Genomic DNA, 20231 nt, shown 5'->3' on the forward strand with positions numbered 1-20231 from the left:
CCTACATCCGCATCAGCAGGCCGCCGTCGACGGGGAGTTCGATGCCGGTGATGTAGCTCGCGGCATCCGAGAGCAGGAACAGCGCGGCGTTCGCCATGTCCTGCGGCGTGCCGATGCGGCCGAGCGGCGTGTAGTTCGCCACGGCGGCGCGCTTCTCCTCGGTGTCCCAACGCGCCTGCAGCGGCGTCAGCGCCATGCCGGGGCAGATGGCGTTGGAGCGGATGCCGTCGCCGGCAAGCTGCATGGCCAGCGACTTGGAGAGAGCACAGACGCCTGCCTTCGATGCCTGATACGCGTCCTGCGGCTTCGGATCGCCGCGGTACCATTGGATGGTCGAGAAATGCACCATCGCGCCTCCGCGGCCGCCGGCGCGCATATGCGGAACAACCGCCCGTGCGGTGTGCACGAAGGATTTCAAATTGATATTGAAGACTTGGTCCCAGACATCGAGATCCATCTCCAGAGCCGATTTGTCGCGGCCGAACCACAGCACGCCGGCAACATTGGCGAGATAGTCGATGCCGGGGCGCTCGCGCCCAGCCGCACCGATGGTCCGTTCGACAAAGGCGGCGTCGGTCAAATCGCCTTGGGCGAAAGTCAGTCGGTCGTCATAGGAGGCAAGCGATGCCGGGCGCGGCTTGATGTCTATGGCGGTGACGGAGGCGCCTGCATCGAGCAGCCCCAGCGCGATCGCTTCGCCCATGCCACCGCCCGCTCCGGTGACGACCGCATGCCTGCCGGTGAAATCAAAGACGACCATTCATTACCCCTCTTTTGTCCCGATCTTGGCACTTGGTTTGATCGCTCGACAATAGGGGCGGGTGGAAAATCCATCATTCGGTCACACCCTTGGGCAGGCGTTTCGAACGCTTGCCTGTTTGTCATTGGCCACGGCGCGGGGGCGATCAGTTCCGCTGATCGTCGGGTCAAGCGAATTGGTGTGACATTGACCGCGACGCTCCCTACATCAGGCCGCACTTGAAGCGCGTTGCGCTGGAATCGACTCAGGCAAGGCGCCTCAAGTTTTTGTTTTGATGCATATCCCAGAACCGCTGCGCACTTCAGGGGCGTCATGCATTAGGAGCGGCTGATGACGGCGGAAGCAATCTCTGAGGGCAGGACTGGGAGCGACTTCTGGGACGGCGTGCGGCTGTCGATGCCAGTCGTCGTCGCCTCCGCCCCATTCGCGATCCTGTTCGGCGCGATCGCCGTCGACAATGGTTTCTCGGTGCTTGAGGCCTTCCTGATGAGCGCGCTGATCTTTGGCGGCGCCAGCCAGATGGTCGGCATCGAATTGTTCGGTCAGCATGTCGCGCCATGGCTGATCGTGCTGTCCATCTTCGCGGTGAATTTTCGGCACGTGCTCTATTCGGCCGGCATCGGCCGGCGCATCGCGCATTGGCCGCTGCTGCAGCAGGCGCTGGGCTACTTCATCCTGACCGACCCGCAATTTGCCGTGGCGGAGGCGAGGGCCGTGTCGGGCAAGCCGGTCGGGTTCGTCTGGTATCTTGGGCTTGGCCTGCCGGTCTACGTGTTCTGGGTAATCGAAAGCGGGTTGGGCGCGGTGTTCGGCAAGCTCATTCCTGATACCCATGCGCTGGGCATCGATTTCCTGCTGCCGATCTATTTCCTCGGCCTCGTCCTCGGTTTCCGCAAGCGGCCGCTCTGGCTACCCGTCGTCGCCGCAAGCGCGGCCGCATCGATCATCGCCTACAAGACGGTCGGGTCTCCCTGGCATGTCTCGATCGGCGCAATCGCCGGCGTGCTGCTGGCGGTGATCCTGCCTCCGCATCACAGCGGAATAGGGGAGCGGCCGTGAGCACGACCTTCTGGATCATCCTCGCCGGCGCGATCGCCACCTATCTGACGCGGGTCGGCGGCCACCTCGTCATCTCGCGCTTCGAGAATATCCATCCGCGCGTCGAGGCGGGGCTGAACGCCGTGCCGGCCGCGGTGCTGACGACGCTGGTCGCGCCGGCGGTCCTTGGCGCCGGGCCTGCCGAATGGGCGGCGCTGGTGGTCACCGCTTTGGTCTCGCTGCGCGGCGGGTTGATGCCGATGTTCCTGGCGGGTGCGGCGGTGCTGATCATCGCGCGGCAGTTCGTCGGGTAGGAAGCCGCCAGACGGCACGCGCACATTTCCAAGCGGCTGGTTTTTGGCGATAGCGCGCATGGCAGCTTGGCGCATGCATTGTCTTATGCTGTGCTGGTCGACCCCCACTCCGTCTCGGCTTCGCCGAGCCACCTCTCCCCCGCTCGACGGGGTAGAGGAAAGGCGCCAGCGTTTGCGTAAACGGGGGAGAAAGAAGCCAATCTCAGATCTTTGCGTCGTGCGGCAGCGGCGCGGTCGCCTTCTCCAGCCAGGCGAGCGTCTCGCCATCGACCATCGGACCAATCTCGGCCAGCACCCATGCATGATACTGGTCGAGCCAGTGCAACTCGTCGCGCGTCAGAAGATCGCTGCGGATGAGCCGCTTGTCGATCGGCGCCAGCGTCAGCGTCTCGAAGCCATGCATGGCGATGTCGCCGCCTTCGATCTGTTCCGCCGGTGTCACCAGGATCAAGTTCTCGATGCGGATGCCGTAGGCGCCTTCCTTGTAGTAGCCCGGCTCGTTGGACAGCATCATGCCGGCCAGCAGTTTTTCGGTGCCGGTGCGGGCGATCCGTTGCGGGCCTTCATGCACGGCAAGGTAGGAGCCGACGCCGTGGCCGGTGCCATGGGCGAAGTCGCAGCCACGCTTCCACAGCGCCAAGCGGGCAATCGCGTCGATTTCCAAGCCGCGCGTGCCGGCGGGGAAACGCAGCGTCGAGATGCCGATCATGCCCTTCAGCACAAGGGTGAAGCGCTCGCGCATCTCCTCGGTGGGCTCACCGATCGGAACGGTGCGGGTGATGTCGGTGGTGCCGTCCTGATACTGGCCGCCGGAATCGAGCAGGAACAGCTCGCCGCTTTCCAACTTGCGGCTGGTGGCGCGCGAGACGCGATAGTGCATGATGGCACCGTTCGGGCCGGCGCCGGAGATCGTGTCGAAGGAGACGTCGCGCAGCGGCATCTGGGTTTCCTCGCCGGTCTGGCGGCGCACTTCCTCCAGCTTGGTGACGACGGCGATTTCGTCGAGCGTGCCCGGCTTCTGGCGGTCGAGCCAGCAAAGCAGCTTGGCGATCGCCGCGCCATCACGGCGATGCGCGGCGCGGCTGCCGGCGATCTCGGCCTGGTTTTTCGTCGCACGTGGGATGCGGGCCGGATCGGCGGCCAGCACGACCGTACCGCCATTGTCCTCGGTCAGCATTCTCAGCTTGTCCGCCGCCAGCACCGGATCGAGCGCGATTTTGGCTCCGCCCTTTGCCAGATCGACGACCGCCGCTTCGAACTCGCCCGGATCATGCAGATCGGTAAGCTGGGTGAGATAGGCCGCGACCTGGCGCGGGAATTTGCGCTGGTCCATGAACAGCTGATGCTTGCCGTCGGCGGCGAGGATGGCAAAGCCGAGCGCAAGGGGTGTATGCGGCACGTCGCCGCCACGGATGTTGAAGCTCCAGGCGATGGAAGAGGGATCGGTCAGCACCGCATGGGTAGCGCCGTCCTTCTGGATGGCGCTTGCCAGCCGCACAAGCTTGTCCTTGGCGAGTTCACCGGCAAAATTGAGCTCTTGCAACTCCACCGGCGCCCGCGGCGGCTCAGGCTGGTCTTTCCAGATGATGTCGATCGGGTTCCTGTCGAGCGGCACCAAGGTCGCGCCGGATTGCTCGGCCGACGCCTTCAGCGCCTTGACCTCGCCGATCGTATGCAGCCAGGGGTCGAAGCCGAGCCTTGCGCCCTTGCCGAGATTGTCCTTGATCCAGCTGGCCGGCGGATTGTCGATGAGGCTTTCGACGGTGAAGATGCCGAGATCAACTTCGTTGCGTACCTGCAGCGTGTAGCGGCCATCGACGAAGATGAAGGCGCGGTCGCGCAGCACGATCGCGACGCCGGCCGAACCGGAAAAGCCGGTCAGCCATTTCAGCCGCGCCGAGCGGTCGGCGACATATTCGCCCTGGTGCTCGTCCGCGCGGGGAACGATGAAGCCATCCAGGCCATTGTCGGCCAACCATTGCCGCAGCAGCGCCACGCGCGGCTTGCCGACGGCCGGATCGCCAGCGGAATCAAAGGTCTGGAACATTTCTGGCTCCTCTCGCGCCACCGCATGGCTGACCGTAGCCGATGCTCCGGAAAATCGGAATCGATTTCCGGCTGCGACGAACTGGCAAACTGCAATGGGGCCGACCGGTTTTCAACCTGCGGCGGTTGGTCCAGGCCCGGGTGACGGCAAGGGCCTCTGCGGGCACTTTAGATTATTCTAACGTATTGATTGCAAACAGAAAAAGTCATCGCGGAATATCTTTTGCGAATGTGCCCTATCGGCCAGGCGAGCTATTTGTCCCGGCGTTGCTGGGTTTGATCGGGCGGTGGGTCGGTGACCAGCGTCGCGCCGCCCAAGGTCTATGCCTGCCTCAGAACGAAACCCCGAGCCGCGCCGCTGTGCTGAGGTTCAAGCTGCCCCCGAATTCGGCGCGTTCTAGCCTCGAATCGAGCGTGACGCTCCAGTTCGCTTCGGGCTGGAACGTATAGGTCGCGCCGAAGAAGGGGCGAATGCCATTGCGATCGAGCGCCTGCTTCTGCGAAACCGATTCCAGCCCCGGGATGGTTGATGTGGCGATGACAGTCGGATCATCGTAGTCGAGATCCGCTACGGCTCCGCCCTGCAACTCGACGCGACCGTGAGCACCTGCGGAGTGGCCTGCGGCAACCGCCAGGGTGGCGGTGGAAGACGTCGTTTGCAGGGATTTGAAGCTAGCGGGAAAATCGATATCGGCGGCTTCGTCATAGGATGATCGCTTTGAATGGAATACCTCAAAACCGACGCTAGGGGTAAGCACCCAATCGTCCACCGCAAATCCATAGCCAGCGGTCACTCTGGCGCCGAGCGTGCCGAGATCGAAGTCGCCGGGCGCGAGTTCGACATTGTCGAGTCCAAGGCCGCGCACGGCTGTTCCTGACGCTTCGCCGTAGGCAATGCCTGCAGCTGCCTGCCAGCCCGTATGGGTAGCCTGATCTGCACTATAGTTCAGCCAAGCGCCGCCGAACCAGCTCAATCCCGTGTCGACGGCGCCACTATCCATGTGCCCGCTGGATCCGCCTGCGAGCGAAACGCCAGCGGTAAACCGATCGGTGAGCGCCCAGCCAAGTGAAAGGACACCGACACCGGTATCGGATCGCCCGTCGTCGAATTGCCCGACTCCCGAGATGCTGGCGCACCAGCGACCGCCGGTTTTGACTGTGCATCCGCTATCCATCACGCTATCGGCGATCCTGGTCTGACGCTCGATTGCAAGCGCGGTGTCATTGGCGAGAAGCACAAATGACGCTGCAAGGTTGCCGAGATCCTGCATGTCGGGGGACGCAGCCAGCCGCAGAACGAAAAGACGGAACTGGGAGTCACCAACGATGTTCGATCTCCCAACGACGACGGTACCATCCGCACTGAGCGCCGTAGCTTGGCTGATAGAGCCCCCAAGCGTGCCAAGATCGGTTGGTGTCGTGGCGCCGCCTGTCCAAACGACAGCATGTACGCTGTTGTCAGAGGTCTCGCTATTGCCTGCGATGACAGTGCCGTCGGCGCTGACAGCGATCGCCTCGGCATTGTGCCCGCCCAGCAGGCCGAGATCGGTTGGCGTGGTCGATCCACCTAGCCAAGCTGCGGCGTGCGTCGCGACGTTGCCAGCGACATCGCTCGATCCCACGATAACCGAACCATCCTCGTTGACGGCACGAGCATAGTTGAAAGACCCCCCCAGCGTTTCAAGGGCCATCGGTGTCGTGGCGCCATTCCGCCATGAGACCGCAAAATATGAGCCGCCGATGGTATTCGATTGCCCGATGATCACTGAGCCGTCGCCGCTAATGGCACTGGCAGTGCTGTAATTACCGCCGAGCGTTCCCAGATCGACGGGCAATGTCGCGCCATTCGTCCAGGATGTCGCGTGAAAGATTCCGTTCACGTAATCGCTGGATTGGCCAACGATGACCGTGCCGTCGGCACTGATCGCCAGGGCGTCACTGTAGTCGTAGCCAGCCAGCGCTCCCAAATCGGTTGGCGCCGTCGCGCCATTTCGCCAGACCGCGGCGTGGCCGTCAGTGGTATTCGGGACGATCGAACTCGACCCCACAATTGTTGATCCATCTGTGCTGATGGCCCTGGCTTGACTGTAGGACCCGCCCAAAGCGCCAAGGTCCACAAAGGTGTTTGACGCGCCGATCCAAGCGACGCCATGCTGTGTAGGCCCATCTGGACTGGAGACGAACGCATTTCCCACAATAACTGAGCCGTCGCCGCTCACCGCGACTGCATAGCTGGATCCAAGACCCGAAGCCGAGGCAAGATCGTGTGCCGTGACGGATCCATTGCTCCAGTAGGCGGCGTGGAAGTCGAAGAAGCCCACTTCATCCGTCGGAACCAATATGGTGCCGACAATCACGCTTCCGTTCGCACTTGTCGCGTTTGCCGCGCCACCAGGAACGCCACCACCTTCCAATCCAATCATAGTCCCGATCGGCCAGTCCTCGGCGGCAGCCGCGCCGGATGGATGCCAAATGCCAAGAGCCAGAAGCGCCGGGGCGAGCCGTCGCCCCGACATCAGCGAATTTTTCCGAAAGAACATGCCAAAGTCGCCCCAGTCGCCCCTCGCTAACGCTAGGCGTGGCGTGTTGACATTGCAATCGCCGGTTGCCTGCAAGGTTCATGCACGATTGGAATCAATCGGTGTGTTGTAGAAGTGCGACAATCCTCGCTATTCCGACACCGATTGTCGAAAGCCCCAGCAATATAGGGAATCAAAATTATCGATGGTGGCCGTTGGTCACTATACTGGACTGGCAGATACCAAGCATCGTCGGCAGGACGGCCGGTCTGAGAGCGTTTCACCGTTTTACGGAAATGTCGAACCGATCCGTTTCCCTCCTCCATGCAATTCCAGCCGAAGGGCTACGGAAGGCACCGAGCCTAACCGCCTTGCTCTTTCCCGGAATTGCTCAGCGCTTGAGGTGAATGGTCACCCAGCCCTCGCGATGCAGCGTGCGCACATGACGAAAACTCTGGCCGACATAGGCCGAGATCACCGCGTCGCGCTGCCGGTCGAGGATACCGGAAAGCACCAGCGAGCCGCCGAGCCTGATGTGCTTTGCCATTTCGGGCGCCAGCCGCATCAGCGGCCGGGCCAGGATGTTGGCGACGATGAGGTCGAAAGGCGCGCGCCTGGCGAAGATCGGGTTGTGGAAGCCCGGCGCCGTAACCGTTTCGACCAGCGCCTTGACATGGTTCAAGCGGGCGTTGGCGGCGGCGACGCGGACGGCGACTGGATCGATGTCGGTCGCCAGCACGGGAATGTGCGCGAGCTTGGCGAGCGCGATCGCGAGCACCGCGCTTCCCGTGCCGAGGTCGAGCGCGTTGCGCGGCCGTTCGCGCAGCACCACCTGCTCCAGCATTTCGAGGCAGCCGGCGGTGGTGCCGTGATGGCCGGTGCCGAAGGCGAGGCCTGCCTCGATCTCGATGGCAAGATCGCCGGCGTGGCGCTTGGCGCGGTCGTGCGAGCCGTGGACAAGGAAGCGGCCCGCGCGGACCGGTTTCAATCCTTCCAGCGAGCGCGACACCCAGTCCACGTCGGGGAGAACCTCGCGCTCGACGGCCTTCGGCAGGCCGAGACCGGCGAGGATATCCCTGACCCGCGCCTCGACGGGATCGATGTCGCCGTCGGCATAAAGCGACACTTCATGGATGTCTTTTTCCTCGTCGAGCTCCAGCACTGCGATCGGCAGTCCGTCGTCCTCGAAGGCGGTGTCGAGCGCCGCGAAGATGCGGTCGGCCTCGATCTTGTTGGCGGTGAGGTGGAGCCTGGTCTGGCCCATCAGCTTTGCCCGCCGGCAGCCAGCCGCTTCAGCTTGGCGACGGCGGTGTCGGCGCTCTCGCCATAGGCGATGGTGCCGGCGAAATCGCCCTTGGCGTTGAGCAGCAGCACCGAGGCCGTGTGGTCCATCGTGTAGTCGCCGTCGCCGGTGTCGACCTTCTTCCAATAGATGCCGAAGGCCTTGGCCATGGCGTGCACCTTGTCCGGATCGCCGGTGATGCCGGTGATGCGGTCGGAGAAATTGCTGACATAGGTGTTCATCGTTTCCGCCGTGTCGCGCTCCGGATCGACGGTGACGAAATAGGCGTTGATGTTCTTGCCGCTGTCGCCAATCGTCTTCAGCCAGCCGGCCAGCTCGAACAGGGTCGTCGGGCAGACTTCCGGGCAATGGGTGAAGCCGAAGAACACGACGCTCGGGTGGCCCCTGAAGGCCGCTTCGGTGATCGGCGCGCCTTTCTGGTCGACCAGGGTGAAGGGCGCGCCGAAGGGCTCGCCGCCATAATGGCCGCGGTACCAGTCGAATGTCAGCCAGCCGATACCCGCCGCCATCAGGACGAGAATGCCGACCAGGATTGAACGCATCATCAGTGAATGTCCGTCGTGATTGCCTTGGGGCAAGTTTGGCAACAGTCTTAACGGGTCGGCGCCGGGCACGCAAAGATGTCGCGTTGCCGCAAGCAGAGATCCGGGCGGGAGTACAAACCCCTATCGGGCGGCTTGCAAACGCCACGATCCTGTCCCACCTGACATCGGCAAACGCGAACCCAGGAGGCTACCTTTGCGAAAACTGATCGGCTTGTTCGCCGCATGTCTTGCTCTCAGCGCCGGCGCGGCCATGGCCGACGAGGTGGGCAAAGTGGGAGTCGACTGGGTCGGCAACGACATCATGATCGACGCGATCAAGGATCCGAAAGTCGACGGCGTCACCTGCCACGTCGCCTATTTCGACCGCAGCATCATCGACCGGCTGCATAAGGGCAACTGGTTCGAGGATCCTTCCGATTCCTCGATCTCCTGCCGCCAGACCGGGCCGATCACCATCGGCGACATCGATATGAGCGAGGGCGGCGAGGAAGTGTTCAAGCAAGGCCTCAGCCTGATCTGGAAGAAGCAGGTGGTGAACCGTATCTACGACAGGAAGAACGAGACGCTGATCTACCTGTCGCATTCGCGCCAAGTGCAGAACGGCTCGGCGAAGATGTCGGTCACGACGGTGCCGCTCTACGGGCAGAACGTGGTGTGGACCAAGGGCAAGCCGCAATAGATTCGAGCGGATTCTCTGTCCCGCTTGCGAGGGCAATCGCTCGGGCGTAAAGCCCGAGCATGGACCGCTCCGATAACCTTGTCCTGAAAGATCCCGAGCCGCGCATCCATCCCACCGCGGAGCTGAAGGCGTGCAAGCTCGGCCGCTATGCCTCGATCGGCGAGCGGGTGATCCTGCGCGAGGTGAGCGTCGGCGACTTTTCCTATTTCGAGCGCCATTCCGAGGCGATCTACACGACGATCGGCAAGTTCTGCTCGATCGCCGCAAACAGCCGCATCAACGCGCTCGAGCATCCGATCGAGCGGCTGACACAGCACAAGGTCAGCTACCGGCCGAACGAATATTTTCGCTGGCTCGGCGTCGACACCGAATTCCGTGCGCGCCGGCAGGCAAAATCGGTCAGTGTCGGTCATGATGTTTGGATCGGCCATGGCGCGGTCGTCATGCCGGGCGTTGCGATCGGCAACGGCGCTGTCATCGGCGCCAATGCCGTGGTGACGCACGATGTTGCGCCCTACACGATTGTCGCCGGCGTTCCGGCAAAGCCGTTGCGCCGGCGGTTCCCGGCCGCCGTCGCGGCGCGTATCGAGGCCCTGGACTGGTGGGACTGGGCGCCGCAGAAACTGGCGAGCGCAATCCCCGACATGCAGGCCATGCCGATCGAAGCCTTCCTCGATCGCTGGGAAGGCAATACGCACTGATACATAGAGAGAGCGCCGTCAGGAAGCATGCCGGCGCCATCCGGGTGCCAGGCTTTGCTGTCGGGAGTGGTTGCCCCTTCCGCCATGCGGGGGTGGCGCAGCGGAAGGGGCTGGAGGTAAACCGCTGTGAAGCGGAAGGAACAGACTCTCTTGCCTGCACCGCCACTATCGCAAGCAAACCGATAAGGTGTTTTTTCACGCGCCTGCGCTTCTGGCGTGTGCCTGATTGCAGCCCGTCCCGTCACGAAAATTCGACCCTTTGGAACCCGAGGCGGTGGCTGCTTGTTTCTTCGCAAATGCCTGCGCGTCCACGGTTTTGAGGAATTTGAATGATCGAGAAGGCTTTTACCTGGATGGCCAACCGGGTGGCGCATCTGGCCGGCCTGCCGCCGACCTTCGCCATCTGCCTGCTGATCGTGGTTGCATGGGCGGCAAGTGGCCCGATCTTCGGGTTTTCGGATACGTGGCAACTCGTGATCAATACCGGCACCACCATCGTCACCTTCCTGATGGTGTTCCTCATCCAGAACACCCAGAATCGCGACGGCGCGGCGATCCAGGCCAAGCTCGACGAACTGATCAGGGTCAGCCGCGCCCACAATCATTTCATCGGCATCGAGCACCTGACGGAATCCGAGGTCGAGGAGATCCGCGCCAAATGCGAGGCGGCTGCGAAGCGGCACGACCGCAAGATCGCGGAAACGGCCAAGAAGGCCGTCTCGGGCAAGACCGGCGCCAAGAAGAAAGCCGCCGCTTGAGTGCGCGTCAGCGGTTCATGAAGGCGGTAAACGCGTCCTTGTGATCGGGATGCCAGCGCGACAGGGCAGGGCGGTTCTCGATGATGTCGCCGATCGCCCAGGCCATGCGCTTTTCATCCGTCGGTCGAGCCACCTCGTTGTCGGGGCACAGGATGTAGAAATCGCCGTCGATAAGCGATGCCAGCATGAAGTCTATCACCTGCTCGCCGGTCCAGGCGCCGGCAGGCTTTTCCGTCGCGCCCTCGGTCAGGCCCGTATAAGTGAAGCCGGGGATCAGCAGATGCGCCGAAACCTTTGCGCCCGGCTCGTTGCGCAGCGCGTGCGCCAGCCCTTCGGTAAACGTCTTCACGCCCGCCTTGGAGACGTTGTAGGCGAGATTGCCGGGCGGCGTGGTGATGCCCTGCTTGGAGCCGGTGTTGATGATGAGTCCCGGTTTACCGGCTGCGAGAATACGCGGCGCAAAGGCCTCGACGCCATGCACGACGCCCCAGAAATTGATGTCGAGCAACCGCTTCCAGGCGTCGCGGTTCTCCCAGGGCTTGCCCGGATTGTTGCCGACGCCGGCATTGTTCATCAGCACCGACACCGCACCGAAGGCGCCGTAGGCGAGGTCCGCCAAACGGTCGACCTCTTCGGCCTTGGAAACGTCGGTGGGAACCGGAAGCACGGCATCGTCGCCGGCGATCGCGGCGACTGCTTGCCTGGCTTGATCGAGGCGTACGCCGCCTATATCGGCGAGCACCGTCTTCATGCCCATCGCCGCGAACCGTTTCGCGGCGGCAAGGCCGATGCCGCTGGCGCCGCCGGTGATGACGGCGACGTTGCCGGACGCGAAAGCGGGCAGGGCGGTCTGGATCTTGTCGTCGCTGGTCATGGTTTCCATCCTTGTTCGGGTCGCGCCGAACTTAACGCTCGCCGCCGCCGAGGCAAGGCCGGTCAGGCCCGACCAAGACCGCAAGAGCGGCAACTGGTTGACCGCAAGAGCGGCAACCGATTGACGACTTACAGTCACAACGGGTTGACGACTTATGGTCGCAACGGGTTGACGACTTATGGTCGCAACGGGTTGACCATCGCTGCGCTTGCCGCGCATGCTGTCCTGAAAAAGGAGCCCGGCATTTTGACCGATTGGATCGGAATCCTCAAAGAGCAGACCGCCAATGGCGACCAGATGGGCCGCGAGGTACCCAAGATGCTCGCCAATCCCGATATCAGCGAGACGCAGGTGAAAACGCTGTTCGCGGCACTGGAGAAGCAGGCGGATTTCGCCGAGAAGCTGCGGCTGGCGCTGGAGAAGTTCGGCCATGACATCCCGATCATCAAGGCGGCCGAGCGGCTGGAGGAGCGCTATGCCGACCTTGCGGCATCAGTCGCCGAAAAACTGAAGGCGATGCGAAAGTAGCAGTGCCTATTTCTCGATGAGCCTCTCGAACCGCCTGTCGGGCACCAGCCAGACCATCGCCACCACCACATAGAGCGCGACGCCGAACCACTGGCTGACAAAGCTGAGCAGCACGGCTGCGATGTAGATCGCCAGCGAAATCTTGCCCTTGTTGTCGTGGCCCACCGCCTTGGCAAAGGTCGTGTCGCTGCCGTGCAGCCGGCGCAGCGCGGTCACGAGGATGAAATAGGCCGCCGCGCAGAGCGCAAGGTCGACGCCATAGACGGCGACCGGAGCCGGCGCGAAGTGGTTTTCGCCCATGAAGGCCGTCGTCACCGGCATCAGCGACAGCCAGAACAGCAAGTGCAGGTTCGCCCACAGCACGCGGCCGTCCACCCGCTGCACGGTGTGGAACATGTTATGCAGATTGTTCCAGTAGATGCCGACATTGGTGAAGGAGAGCACGTAACAGAAGAAGATCGGCCACTGCGGCAAAAGCGCGGAGAAATCCTCGCCATGCGGCACTTTCAGGTCCAGCACCATGATGGTGATGATGATGGCAACGACGCCATCGGTGAACGCCTCGACCCTTCCCTTGCCCATGGTTCCTCCGTGATGATCGGTCGACAGACGTTACGGGAGGATTTCGCACAAGGCCATACTGCCAGAATTGGCAGGAGGGCGTTCGGTATACTGGACGGTTCGGCGCGCTACGCCGGGTGGCCCGCAACAACCAGCGGCACCTTCAGCCGGCCGGTGTCTCAGGCGCAAGATTGGCACGCTGGCGCGGCACGCCGAGGCCGGTGTCGGGCGGTTCGCCCGCCGCCGGCCGGACCTCGATCATATGCATCGTGCGCCAGCGGCCGAAGCGATAATACGCCGCGGCGAGCGCGAGCGAGGCGATCGAGCCGGCCGGAAAGCTCCACCACAGCGCCTCCTGGCCGATGACGCTGCGCATGGAATAGGCAAAGCCGGTGCGAATGAACAACACCGAGATGATCAGGATGATGAGCGGCGGCATGACGGCGCCGGTGGCGCGCACCGTGGCGAAGAGCACGATCGTGATGCCGAAGAGGATGAACGACCAGGACGCCACCCTGTTGATATGAGCGGCAATGTCGATCGCGGCATTGTCGTTGCTGAGGAAAAGGCTGAGCACCGGGCGATCGAAGACGAAGAGCAGCGCCACCAGCGCGCCGGTCAGCACCAGGTTGAAGCCGATACCCGAGGCCGCGACCCTGCCGATGCGATCCCAGCGCCCGGCGCCGACATTCTGCGCCGCCATCGAGGAGACCGCTGCCCCGATCGCCAGCGCCGGCATCTGGATATAGGTCCAGAGTTGGGCCGCGATGCCATAGGCGGCGGCGACCTGCGAGCCGTAGGAGTTGACGATGCCCATCACGGTCAATGCCGCTGCCGAGATGACGATCATCTGCAGGCCCATCGGAATGCCCTTGAAGACGACGATGCGCAGCAGCGCCGGGTCGGGCCGCAGCAGAGCGAGATCGGCGCCGGCCAACCGCAGCGGGTGCTTGCGGACATAAAGCACGATCAGGATGGCGATGACGCTCACCGTCTGGCCGATCAGCGTCGAGGTCGCCGAGCCGGCGATGCCGAGCTCGGGGAAGGGGCCGATGCCACGGATCAGCAGCGGATTGAGCACGACGTCAAGAACGACCGCCAGCGCCATGAAGATAAACGGGGTTCGCGAATCGCCGGCGCCGCGCAGCACGGTCATGACGAAGGACAAGAGATTCATCATAGGCACGGCGACGAAGATGATGCGCAAGTAGCTGCGCGCCAGAGGCAAGGCATCCGCCGGCGTGCCGAGCCCGCTCAGGATGGCATCGACCCAGATCCAGCCGCAGACGGCGAACAGGACCGAGACGAGGAAGAAGAAGGTAGCGCTGGTGCCGACGATGCGCTTCGCTTCGGGCAGATCGCGGGCGCCGACCGATTGCGCCACCAGGATGGTCGCCGCCATGCCGATGCCGAACACCGTGCCGAGGATCAGGAACAGCACCAGATTGGCATTGGAGGTGGCGGTCAGCGCCGCCTCGCCGAGGAAGCGGCCGACCCAGACCGCGTTGATCGAGCCGTTGAGTGACTGCAGCACGTTGGAGCCCAGTACCGGCAGCGCGAACAAAAGCAGCGTGCGCGGGATCGGCCCGCTGGTCAGGTCGCCGACGCGCGGGCGGGCAGGCTTTTTGTCATCCATGGCAGGCACCGGAAATGAATCAGGCCCGTGATGCTATCGCAGGCCCGAGACACATGCACCCTTTTCCGGGCGAGCCAGATGACCAATTGACTTACTGTGTGTTGCTGGAAAGGCCGGGCAGCGTGACCTGATAGACCAGGAAGGTGGTGTCGACATCGGCGCCGTCCTCGGCCTTGTAGGGCGCGCCGACCTGGAAGCCGTCCTGGGTGAGGAAGTCGTTGTCGTTGGCGACGAACAGGAAATAGTCGTCGGGAAGCTTCGGCTCTAGGACGGGCGCCAGCGACATCGCTTCCCACTTCTCCGAGAGGTTGTTCCTGTTCGGCGCGCCATTATGCAGGCCGAAGCGGCCGAGCTCGCCCTTATCGTTGATGTCGATGAACGGCGTCAGCTTGGCCGGCATTACCAATGGGTCAAGCACGCCTTTCGGCGCCACCGGCTTGTCGGCCGCGTCGAACGGACCGTTGGCGATGTCGGTGGCTGCGGAAAGGTCGACGATCTCGATCTTGCGGTAGAGCGATTCGTCGCCCTTCAGGCCCTGGCCGTTGCCCGAGTCGCGCGCCAGCATAAGGAAGCTCTTGTCGGAAAGCGCGACGATCTCGCTTTGCGCGGCGACCTTGGTCTTGCCCTTGGCGTCCTTGAAGACCGGCAGCGGCACGACATATTCATGCGCCAGCTTGAGGTGGGCGAGGTCGGAAGCGTCATAGACCAGCGCGCGGGTGTTCTGGCGCGTCGAGCCGGAATCGCCGCCGTCCTGGCGGGCCGCCGACTGCAGCACGGCGATCAGGAACTTGCCGTCCGGCGTCATCGACATGCCTTCGAGGCCCTGGTTGTTCTGACGGCCGGTCTCGGGATCCTTCGGATCGGGCCCGGCCGCGCCCGGGCCAGGATTGTCGGAAGCGAAGTTCGGCTTGCCGTGGCGCATCGGCACCAGCGCCGCGGGCGGCTGCGTCGCCGACATCAAGCGGCCTTCGGCCGAGAAGCGATAGATGTTGGGGCCGTATTCGTCGGAGATGAACATGGTACCGTCGGGCAGGCGCACGATCGCTTCGTCGTCCAGCGCCAGCTTGCCGTTGTCCGCCTGCGGCAGGATCGGCATGTCGCCAGAGGCCGGGCGCACGCCGTTCAGCGGATCGAGGCCGGTGGCGTCGGCGCCCTTGTCGTCGGTCAACAGCATCGTGTCGGCGAGCGCCGCCTTGACGCCGGCCTGTTCCTGTCCGGCGGCGGGCGCAGCACCAGGAGCGGTCGGGGTCAGCTCGATCGAGATGGTGTTGAGGCGCGGGCGGTAATCGGTGGTGCCGAAGACATTGTAGCCGCGGTCCGGCAGCAGCCAGAGCGAGCCCTTGTAGCCGGCGCCGTCGCGCGCCCAGCCCTTTGCGTCGATCGCCATGCCGGAACCCGAACCAAACGTCTCGCCGAACTTGTCCTTCTGGCTGGCCGGAATGCGGCCGACGCCGACGAGCCCCTTGTTGACATAGGCGACGCCGTCGGCGAGCGCCGGAGTGAGGGCGCTGAACAGGGCAAGCGCCGCGCCGAGCGCGACGGTTCGGTTGAGATGTTTCATGGATATCCCCTTCGTGACGAGCGTGCCGGTAGCTGGAAGGGGGCGCATCAAGGTCGCCGCCGGCCCCTCCCGTCGAGCGGTCTAGGGCTTGAACGTGATGGTTGCATGACAGGCGGGACTCTCCTTCCCCACAAGGGGCGAAGGAAAAGGTGCTTAATCGCTCTCCCTTGCGACCAGCTCCAGCGGCCAGACCTCGCGGATGATGCGTGTGCCTTCGGGACCGGCGAAGGCGGGAAGGGAGGCGAGCAGCATCTCGGCCAGCCGCCGGCCCATGGGCTCCAGCGACGGTCGGAAGGCGGTCAGCGCCGGCGAGAAGTAGCGGCAAAGCGGCGTGTCGACGATGACGATCACGGCGATGTCGTGGCCGGGCCTGATGCCCATCTCGGCCAGTGCCTTGCAGCCGCCGAGCGCCATGGCGTCGTTGTTGAAGATGATGGCTGTCGGCCGGTCCTTGGAGAGCATCACGCGCGGCGTTACCTGGTAGCCGCCGGTCTCGTTGATGAAACCGTCGGCGATCAGGCCGGGATCGACCTCGATGCCGTGCCGCCTGAGCGCCTTGCGGTAGCCGTCGAGGAACAGGTAGCCGAAGTTGAGATCAAGCGAGGGGCGGATGGCGGCAATGCGGCGGTGGCCGCGCGCGACCAGCCGGTCGACGGCTTCCTCACCCGCCCTCTCGAAATCGATATCGAGCGAGGGATAGGTGTCGCCGCCGGATTGACTTCGGCCAAGCGTGGCGAAGGGAAAGCCGGCCTTGCTGAGATAGTCGATCCGGTCGTCTTCCCGCCGTGTATTGGCCAACACGACCGCGTCGGCTCGGCGCGTCTCAACCACGCGGCGCAGCCTCTCCGGCTGATATTGACCGGGCTCGCCCATGACGACCATCAAATCCAGGTCATGCTCGGCGAGTTGCGCCTGCAGCCCGGTCAGGAACGGGATGAAGAACGGCTCGCCATATTGCTGGTCGCCGGGATGCGGTTGCAGCATGAAGGCGATCGACCGGGTGGCGCCCTGGCGCAGGCTGCGGCCCGACTGATTGGGCGAATAGTTCAGCTTCCTGGCCGCCTCGAGCACGCGCTGGCGCGTCTCCGCATTGACATCGGCGCGGCCGTTCAGCGCGCGCGACACGGTGCCGATCGAAATGTTCAGGTGACGCGCGAGATCGTGGATGCTGGACGCCAAGGCCGGTTCTCCCCCCGTCTTCGCTAGCACCGGCCGCCCTTCAGGCCAAGCAGTGGATGTCGATTTTTCGCGAGCGGGTGATTGACATTCTACGCCATCGGGTGTGTTCTCGTAAACGTTTACGGAAAAACGTTTACGGTGATGCCGGAAATGCCGTGACACTCGGACTGGAGGGGCCGAGCGGAGGAGGAGCGCTGGATGATGAAGGTCGTCCTGGTCGGGTGCGGAGCCATGAGCAAGCAGTGGCTCGACGCCGCAAGGCAGATCGACGGGCTCGCCGTTGCCGGCCTTGTCGATCTCGACGCTGAGCGGGCTCAGGCGAGGGCGCGCGAATTCGACCTCACCAACGCAGTCGTCGGCACCAGCCTCGACGCCGTCCTCGACGAGACGAAGCCCGACGCCGTGTTCGATGTCGTTGTTCCGGCGGCCCGCCGCGAGGTGGCGCTTTCTGCCTTTGCCCATCATTGCCACCTGCTCACCGAAAAGCCGCTGGCCGACAGCCCAGAGAATGCGCGGGCCATCATCGCGGCGGCGCGCCAGGCCGGGCGCGTCCATGCCGTCGTGCAGAACCGGCGCTACGTCGCCAATGTCAGGCGGATCCGGCGCTTCTTGGACTCCGGCGCCATCGGCAGGCCGACCAGCATCCATGCCGACTTCTTCATCGCGCCGCATTTCGGCGGCTTTCGCGAAGAGATGCGCCACGTGCTCTTGCTCGACATGGCGATCCACACCTTCGACGCCGCGCGCTACATGGTCGCCGGCGAGCCGGCCAGCGTCTATTGCCAGGAGTGGGAGCCGGCCAGTTCCTGGTACCGGCAGGGCTCGTCGGCGAGCGCCGTCTTCGATTTCGGCGGCGGCAAGGCCTTCACCTATGCCGGCTCCTGGTGCGCCGACGGTTTTCGCACCAGTTGGGAAGGCAGCTGGCGCATCGTCGCCGAGCGCGGCAGCCTGTTGTGGGACGGCCATGACGGGTTGAAGGCCGAGGTGGTTGCGTCCGGCCGCGACGGTATCATCGACAAGACGGAAGCCATCGAGGTGCCGGCGCTCGACCCGGCCGACCGCGTCGGCGGACATCTCGGCATCATCCAGGATTTCATGCGCGCGATCGAGACCGGCACCGAGCCGGAGACCCGCGGCGCCGACAACATCAAAAGCCTCGCCATGGTGTTCGGCGCGATCGAAAGCGCGGAGACCGGACGGCGCGTGGCGATCGCGACCCAGGAAGGATAACGATGCCGAACCCGCTTCTCGATATCAGGATCGGCACCATGGTGCGGGCCAATCTCGACGATCCGGCCGCCTATGTCAGGGAGATCCTGCCGCTTGGCTTCGAGAGCATCCAGCCCTTCTTCTGGCAGACGCTGGGCGGCAAGGACCTGCCCAGGCTGGCCGGCCAGATAAGGGAGGCGATCGGCGATGCCGATGTGACCGTGTCGTCGATCGGCGTGTTCGGCAATCCGCTCGAAAGCGGCGAAGTCGATCGCGGTGTGCTCCAAGCCTGGGAGACGGTAATCGACAACGCGCATCTGTTCGGCACTTCGATGGTCTGTGGCTTCACCGGCCGCCTGCGCGGCAAGAAGCTGACCGACAGCCTGCCGCGTTTCCGCGAGGTGTGGGGACCGCTGGCCAGGCGCGCCGCCGACAAGGGCGTGCGCATCGCCTTCGAGAACTGCGCCATGGACGGCAACTGGGCGAGCGGCGACTGGAACATCGCCCACAACCCGGACGCCTGGGAGCTGATGTTCAACGAGTTGCCCAACGACAATCTCGGCCTTGAATGGGAGCCCTGCCACCAACTCGTCTATCTCATCGACCCGCTCCCGCAGATCCGCAAATGGGCGCCGCGCATCTTCCATGTCCATGGCAAGGATGCGACGGTGCGTTGGGACGTGATCCGCGAGCATGGCGTGTTCGGCCGCCTGCCTTTCGTGCAGATGCGCACGCCGGGCTTCGGCGACAGCGACTGGACGCGGGTGATCAGCGAGTTGCGGCTGGCCGGCTACAAGGGCGCCATCGACATCGAGGGCTGGCACGACCCTGTCTATCGCGGCGACCTGGAGATCACCGGCCAAGTGCGCGCGCTCGAATATCTGAAGCAATGCCGGGGAGGGAACAGCTACCTGCCCAATCCGGCTTGAGTACCGGCCGGCGGGAGGAGCCGGCCGATCCAAATCATTGTCGAAAACCCTCGCCTGCGAGGGACCAAAAGGGAGGAACGTGCATGAGCATCACGACCAGAAGAACTGTTCTGCGCTCGACCGTCGTGGCGACCGCCGCGGCGCTCTGCGCCTCGATTTCCACCTTGCCGGCACAGGCGCTTGACGCCCAATGGTGCAAGGACGTCCACATCCGCTTCTTCGTCGGCGGCGCCGAGGGCGACGCCTTCGGCACCATCGTTTATAATGGCGCCAAGCAGGCAGCGGCCGATCTCGGGCCGAAGGTCGACTACATCTTTTCCGGTTGGGACGTCGAAAAGATGGTGCAGCAATTGCGCGAGGCAGTCGCAGTCAAGCCTCAGGGCATCGCCATGATGGGCCATCCGGGCGACGCGGCGATCATGCCGCTGGCCGAACAGGCGCATAAGGACGGCATCAAGATGATGTACCAGAACGTTCCGGTGCCGACCGTGGTGGCTGCGTTCGGCGGCGGTTATGTCGGCGCGCAGCAGGAGCAGCAGGGGCGCGCGCTCGGCGCCGAGGCGTTCAAGCTGGCCGGGCTGAAGGCCGGCGACAAGGCGATCATGATCGGCCCGTTCGAGAATGAGAGCCGCGGCGCGCGCGAGCGCGGGACGGTCGCCGCGCTGAAGGAGGCCGGTGTCGATGTCGTTCAGATCAATTCGCAGACCGAATGGGCAGCCGATCCCAATCTCGCGATCCCGCCGATCACTGCCGCGCTGCTCAACAATCCCGGCGTCAAGGCGGTCGGTTATCCCGGCGGGCAGATGCTCGGAAATGTCGCCACCTATATGCAGGCGGCGGGCAGGAAGCCTGGCGACATCTTCAATTTCGGCTTCGACACCAGCCCACAGATCGTCGAGGCCTTCAAGGGCGGCTGGGTGCAGCTGACCGCCGACCAGCAGCCGTTCATGCAGGGCTACCTGCCGATCCTCAGCCTTTGCCAGCAGGTGGTGCTCGGTCTTGCGCCCATGAATGTCGACACCGGCGCTGGCTTCGTCACGCCGCAGAACTACGAGATCGTCTCAGAGCTCGCCAAGCAGGCGCTGCGCTGA

Annotated in this window: 19 protein-coding genes; 9 read left to right on the top strand and 10 right to left on the bottom strand. The window is 63.9% G+C overall.

Going from position 1 to position 20231, the window contains the following annotated elements; translation table 11 throughout:
• Window position 1: 1 nt before the first annotated feature.
• Complete coding sequence (locus DPM35_RS10265) at window positions 2-760, bottom strand: SDR family NAD(P)-dependent oxidoreductase (protein ID WP_112127207.1); 759 nt, start codon at window positions 758-760, stop codon at window positions 2-4.
• A 330-nt stretch (window positions 761-1090) separates the two neighbouring features.
• Here DPM35_RS10265 and DPM35_RS10270 point away from each other — a divergent pair, with 330 nt between their 5' ends.
• The gene (locus DPM35_RS10270; protein ID WP_112127208.1) at window positions 1091-1819 is read left to right on the top strand and encodes an AzlC family ABC transporter permease; all 729 of its coding nucleotides are present in this window, start codon (window positions 1091-1093) and stop codon (window positions 1817-1819) included.
• Window positions 1816-2112 carry an AzlD family protein gene (locus DPM35_RS10275; protein ID WP_112127209.1) on the top strand — a complete coding sequence of 99 codons (297 nt, stop codon included), beginning with the start codon at window positions 1816-1818 and terminating at the stop codon, window positions 2110-2112. The genes DPM35_RS10270 and DPM35_RS10275 overlap by 4 nt, the downstream gene beginning before the upstream one ends.
• 202 nt (window positions 2113-2314) lie before the next feature.
• On the opposite strand, the gene DPM35_RS10280 is transcribed toward DPM35_RS10275, so the two are convergent.
• The 4 genes from DPM35_RS10280 to DPM35_RS10295 all read right to left on the bottom strand — a co-directional run bounded on the left by DPM35_RS10280 (window position 2315) and on the right by DPM35_RS10295 (window position 8525).
• A complete protein-coding gene (locus DPM35_RS10280) occupies window positions 2315-4159 on the bottom strand; it encodes an aminopeptidase P family protein (protein ID WP_112127210.1) in 1845 nt (614 codons plus the stop codon).
• Window positions 4160-4490: 331 nt separating this feature from the next.
• Window positions 4491-6698, bottom strand: coding sequence for a hypothetical protein (locus DPM35_RS10285; RefSeq protein ID WP_112127211.1), 2208 nt, complete (start codon window positions 6696-6698; stop codon window positions 4491-4493).
• Between the two features lie 370 nt (window positions 6699-7068).
• Entirely contained in the window at window positions 7069-7941 is an 873-nt protein-coding gene (locus tag DPM35_RS10290) for a 50S ribosomal protein L11 methyltransferase (RefSeq protein WP_112127212.1), read from the bottom strand.
• Window positions 7941-8525, bottom strand: coding sequence for an SCO family protein (locus DPM35_RS10295; protein WP_112127213.1), 585 nt, complete (start codon window positions 8523-8525; stop codon window positions 7941-7943). The genes DPM35_RS10290 and DPM35_RS10295 overlap by 1 nt, the downstream gene beginning before the upstream one ends.
• A 250-nt stretch (window positions 8526-8775) precedes the next feature.
• Between DPM35_RS10295 and DPM35_RS10300 the strand changes: the two genes are divergently transcribed.
• From DPM35_RS10300 to DPM35_RS10310, 3 genes are all read left to right on the top strand, one after another.
• On the top strand, window positions 8776-9204 hold the full coding sequence (locus tag DPM35_RS10300; protein WP_112127741.1) for a CreA family protein: 429 nt from the start codon (window positions 8776-8778) through the stop codon (window positions 9202-9204).
• Between the two features lie 59 nt (window positions 9205-9263).
• Window positions 9264-9905 carry a DapH/DapD/GlmU-related protein gene (locus DPM35_RS10305; RefSeq protein ID WP_112127214.1) on the top strand — a complete coding sequence of 214 codons (642 nt, stop codon included), beginning with the start codon at window positions 9264-9266 and terminating at the stop codon, window positions 9903-9905.
• Between the two features lie 329 nt (window positions 9906-10234).
• Entirely contained in the window at window positions 10235-10663 is a 429-nt protein-coding gene (locus tag DPM35_RS10310) for a low affinity iron permease family protein (RefSeq protein WP_181591985.1), read from the top strand.
• Window positions 10664-10670: 7 nt separating this feature from the next.
• Here DPM35_RS10310 and DPM35_RS10315 read toward each other — a convergent pair whose 3' ends face one another.
• Window positions 10671-11537, bottom strand: coding sequence for an SDR family NAD(P)-dependent oxidoreductase (locus DPM35_RS10315; RefSeq protein ID WP_112127743.1), 867 nt, complete (start codon window positions 11535-11537; stop codon window positions 10671-10673).
• A 246-nt stretch (window positions 11538-11783) separates the two neighbouring features.
• Between DPM35_RS10315 and DPM35_RS10320 the strand changes: the two genes are divergently transcribed.
• Window positions 11784-12065, top strand: coding sequence for a hypothetical protein (locus tag DPM35_RS10320; RefSeq protein WP_112127744.1), 282 nt, complete (start codon window positions 11784-11786; stop codon window positions 12063-12065).
• A gap of 6 nt (window positions 12066-12071) precedes the next feature.
• On the opposite strand, the gene DPM35_RS10325 is transcribed toward DPM35_RS10320, so the two are convergent.
• From DPM35_RS10325 to DPM35_RS10340, 4 genes are all read right to left on the bottom strand, one after another.
• Entirely contained in the window at window positions 12072-12647 is a 576-nt protein-coding gene (locus DPM35_RS10325; protein WP_112127215.1) for a TMEM175 family protein, read from the bottom strand.
• 142 nt (window positions 12648-12789) lie between these two features.
• A complete protein-coding gene (locus tag DPM35_RS10330) occupies window positions 12790-14262 on the bottom strand; it encodes an MATE family efflux transporter (protein WP_112127216.1) in 1473 nt (490 codons plus the stop codon).
• A 91-nt stretch (window positions 14263-14353) separates the two neighbouring features.
• The gene (locus DPM35_RS10335) at window positions 14354-15823 is read right to left on the bottom strand and encodes an esterase-like activity of phytase family protein (protein WP_112127217.1); all 1470 of its coding nucleotides are present in this window, start codon (window positions 15821-15823) and stop codon (window positions 14354-14356) included.
• Between the two features lie 153 nt (window positions 15824-15976).
• Entirely contained in the window at window positions 15977-17002 is a 1026-nt protein-coding gene (locus DPM35_RS10340) for a LacI family DNA-binding transcriptional regulator (protein ID WP_112127218.1), read from the bottom strand.
• Window positions 17003-17200: 198 nt separating this feature from the next.
• Between DPM35_RS10340 and DPM35_RS10345 the strand changes: the two genes are divergently transcribed.
• The 3 genes from DPM35_RS10345 (at window position 17201) to DPM35_RS10355 (ending at window position 20231) form a co-directional block, all read left to right on the top strand.
• Entirely contained in the window at window positions 17201-18232 is a 1032-nt protein-coding gene (locus tag DPM35_RS10345) for a Gfo/Idh/MocA family protein (RefSeq protein WP_112127219.1), read from the top strand.
• Between the two features lie 2 nt (window positions 18233-18234).
• Window positions 18235-19140, top strand: a complete 906-nt coding sequence (locus DPM35_RS10350) for a sugar phosphate isomerase/epimerase family protein (RefSeq protein WP_112127220.1) — start codon at window positions 18235-18237, stop codon at window positions 19138-19140.
• Between the two features lie 83 nt (window positions 19141-19223).
• Window positions 19224-20231, top strand: coding sequence for a substrate-binding domain-containing protein (locus tag DPM35_RS10355; protein WP_112127221.1), 1008 nt, complete (start codon window positions 19224-19226; stop codon window positions 20229-20231).

The organism is Mesorhizobium atlanticum, assembly GCF_003289965.1.
Classification (GTDB): Bacteria; Pseudomonadota; Alphaproteobacteria; order Rhizobiales; family Rhizobiaceae; genus Mesorhizobium; species Mesorhizobium atlanticum.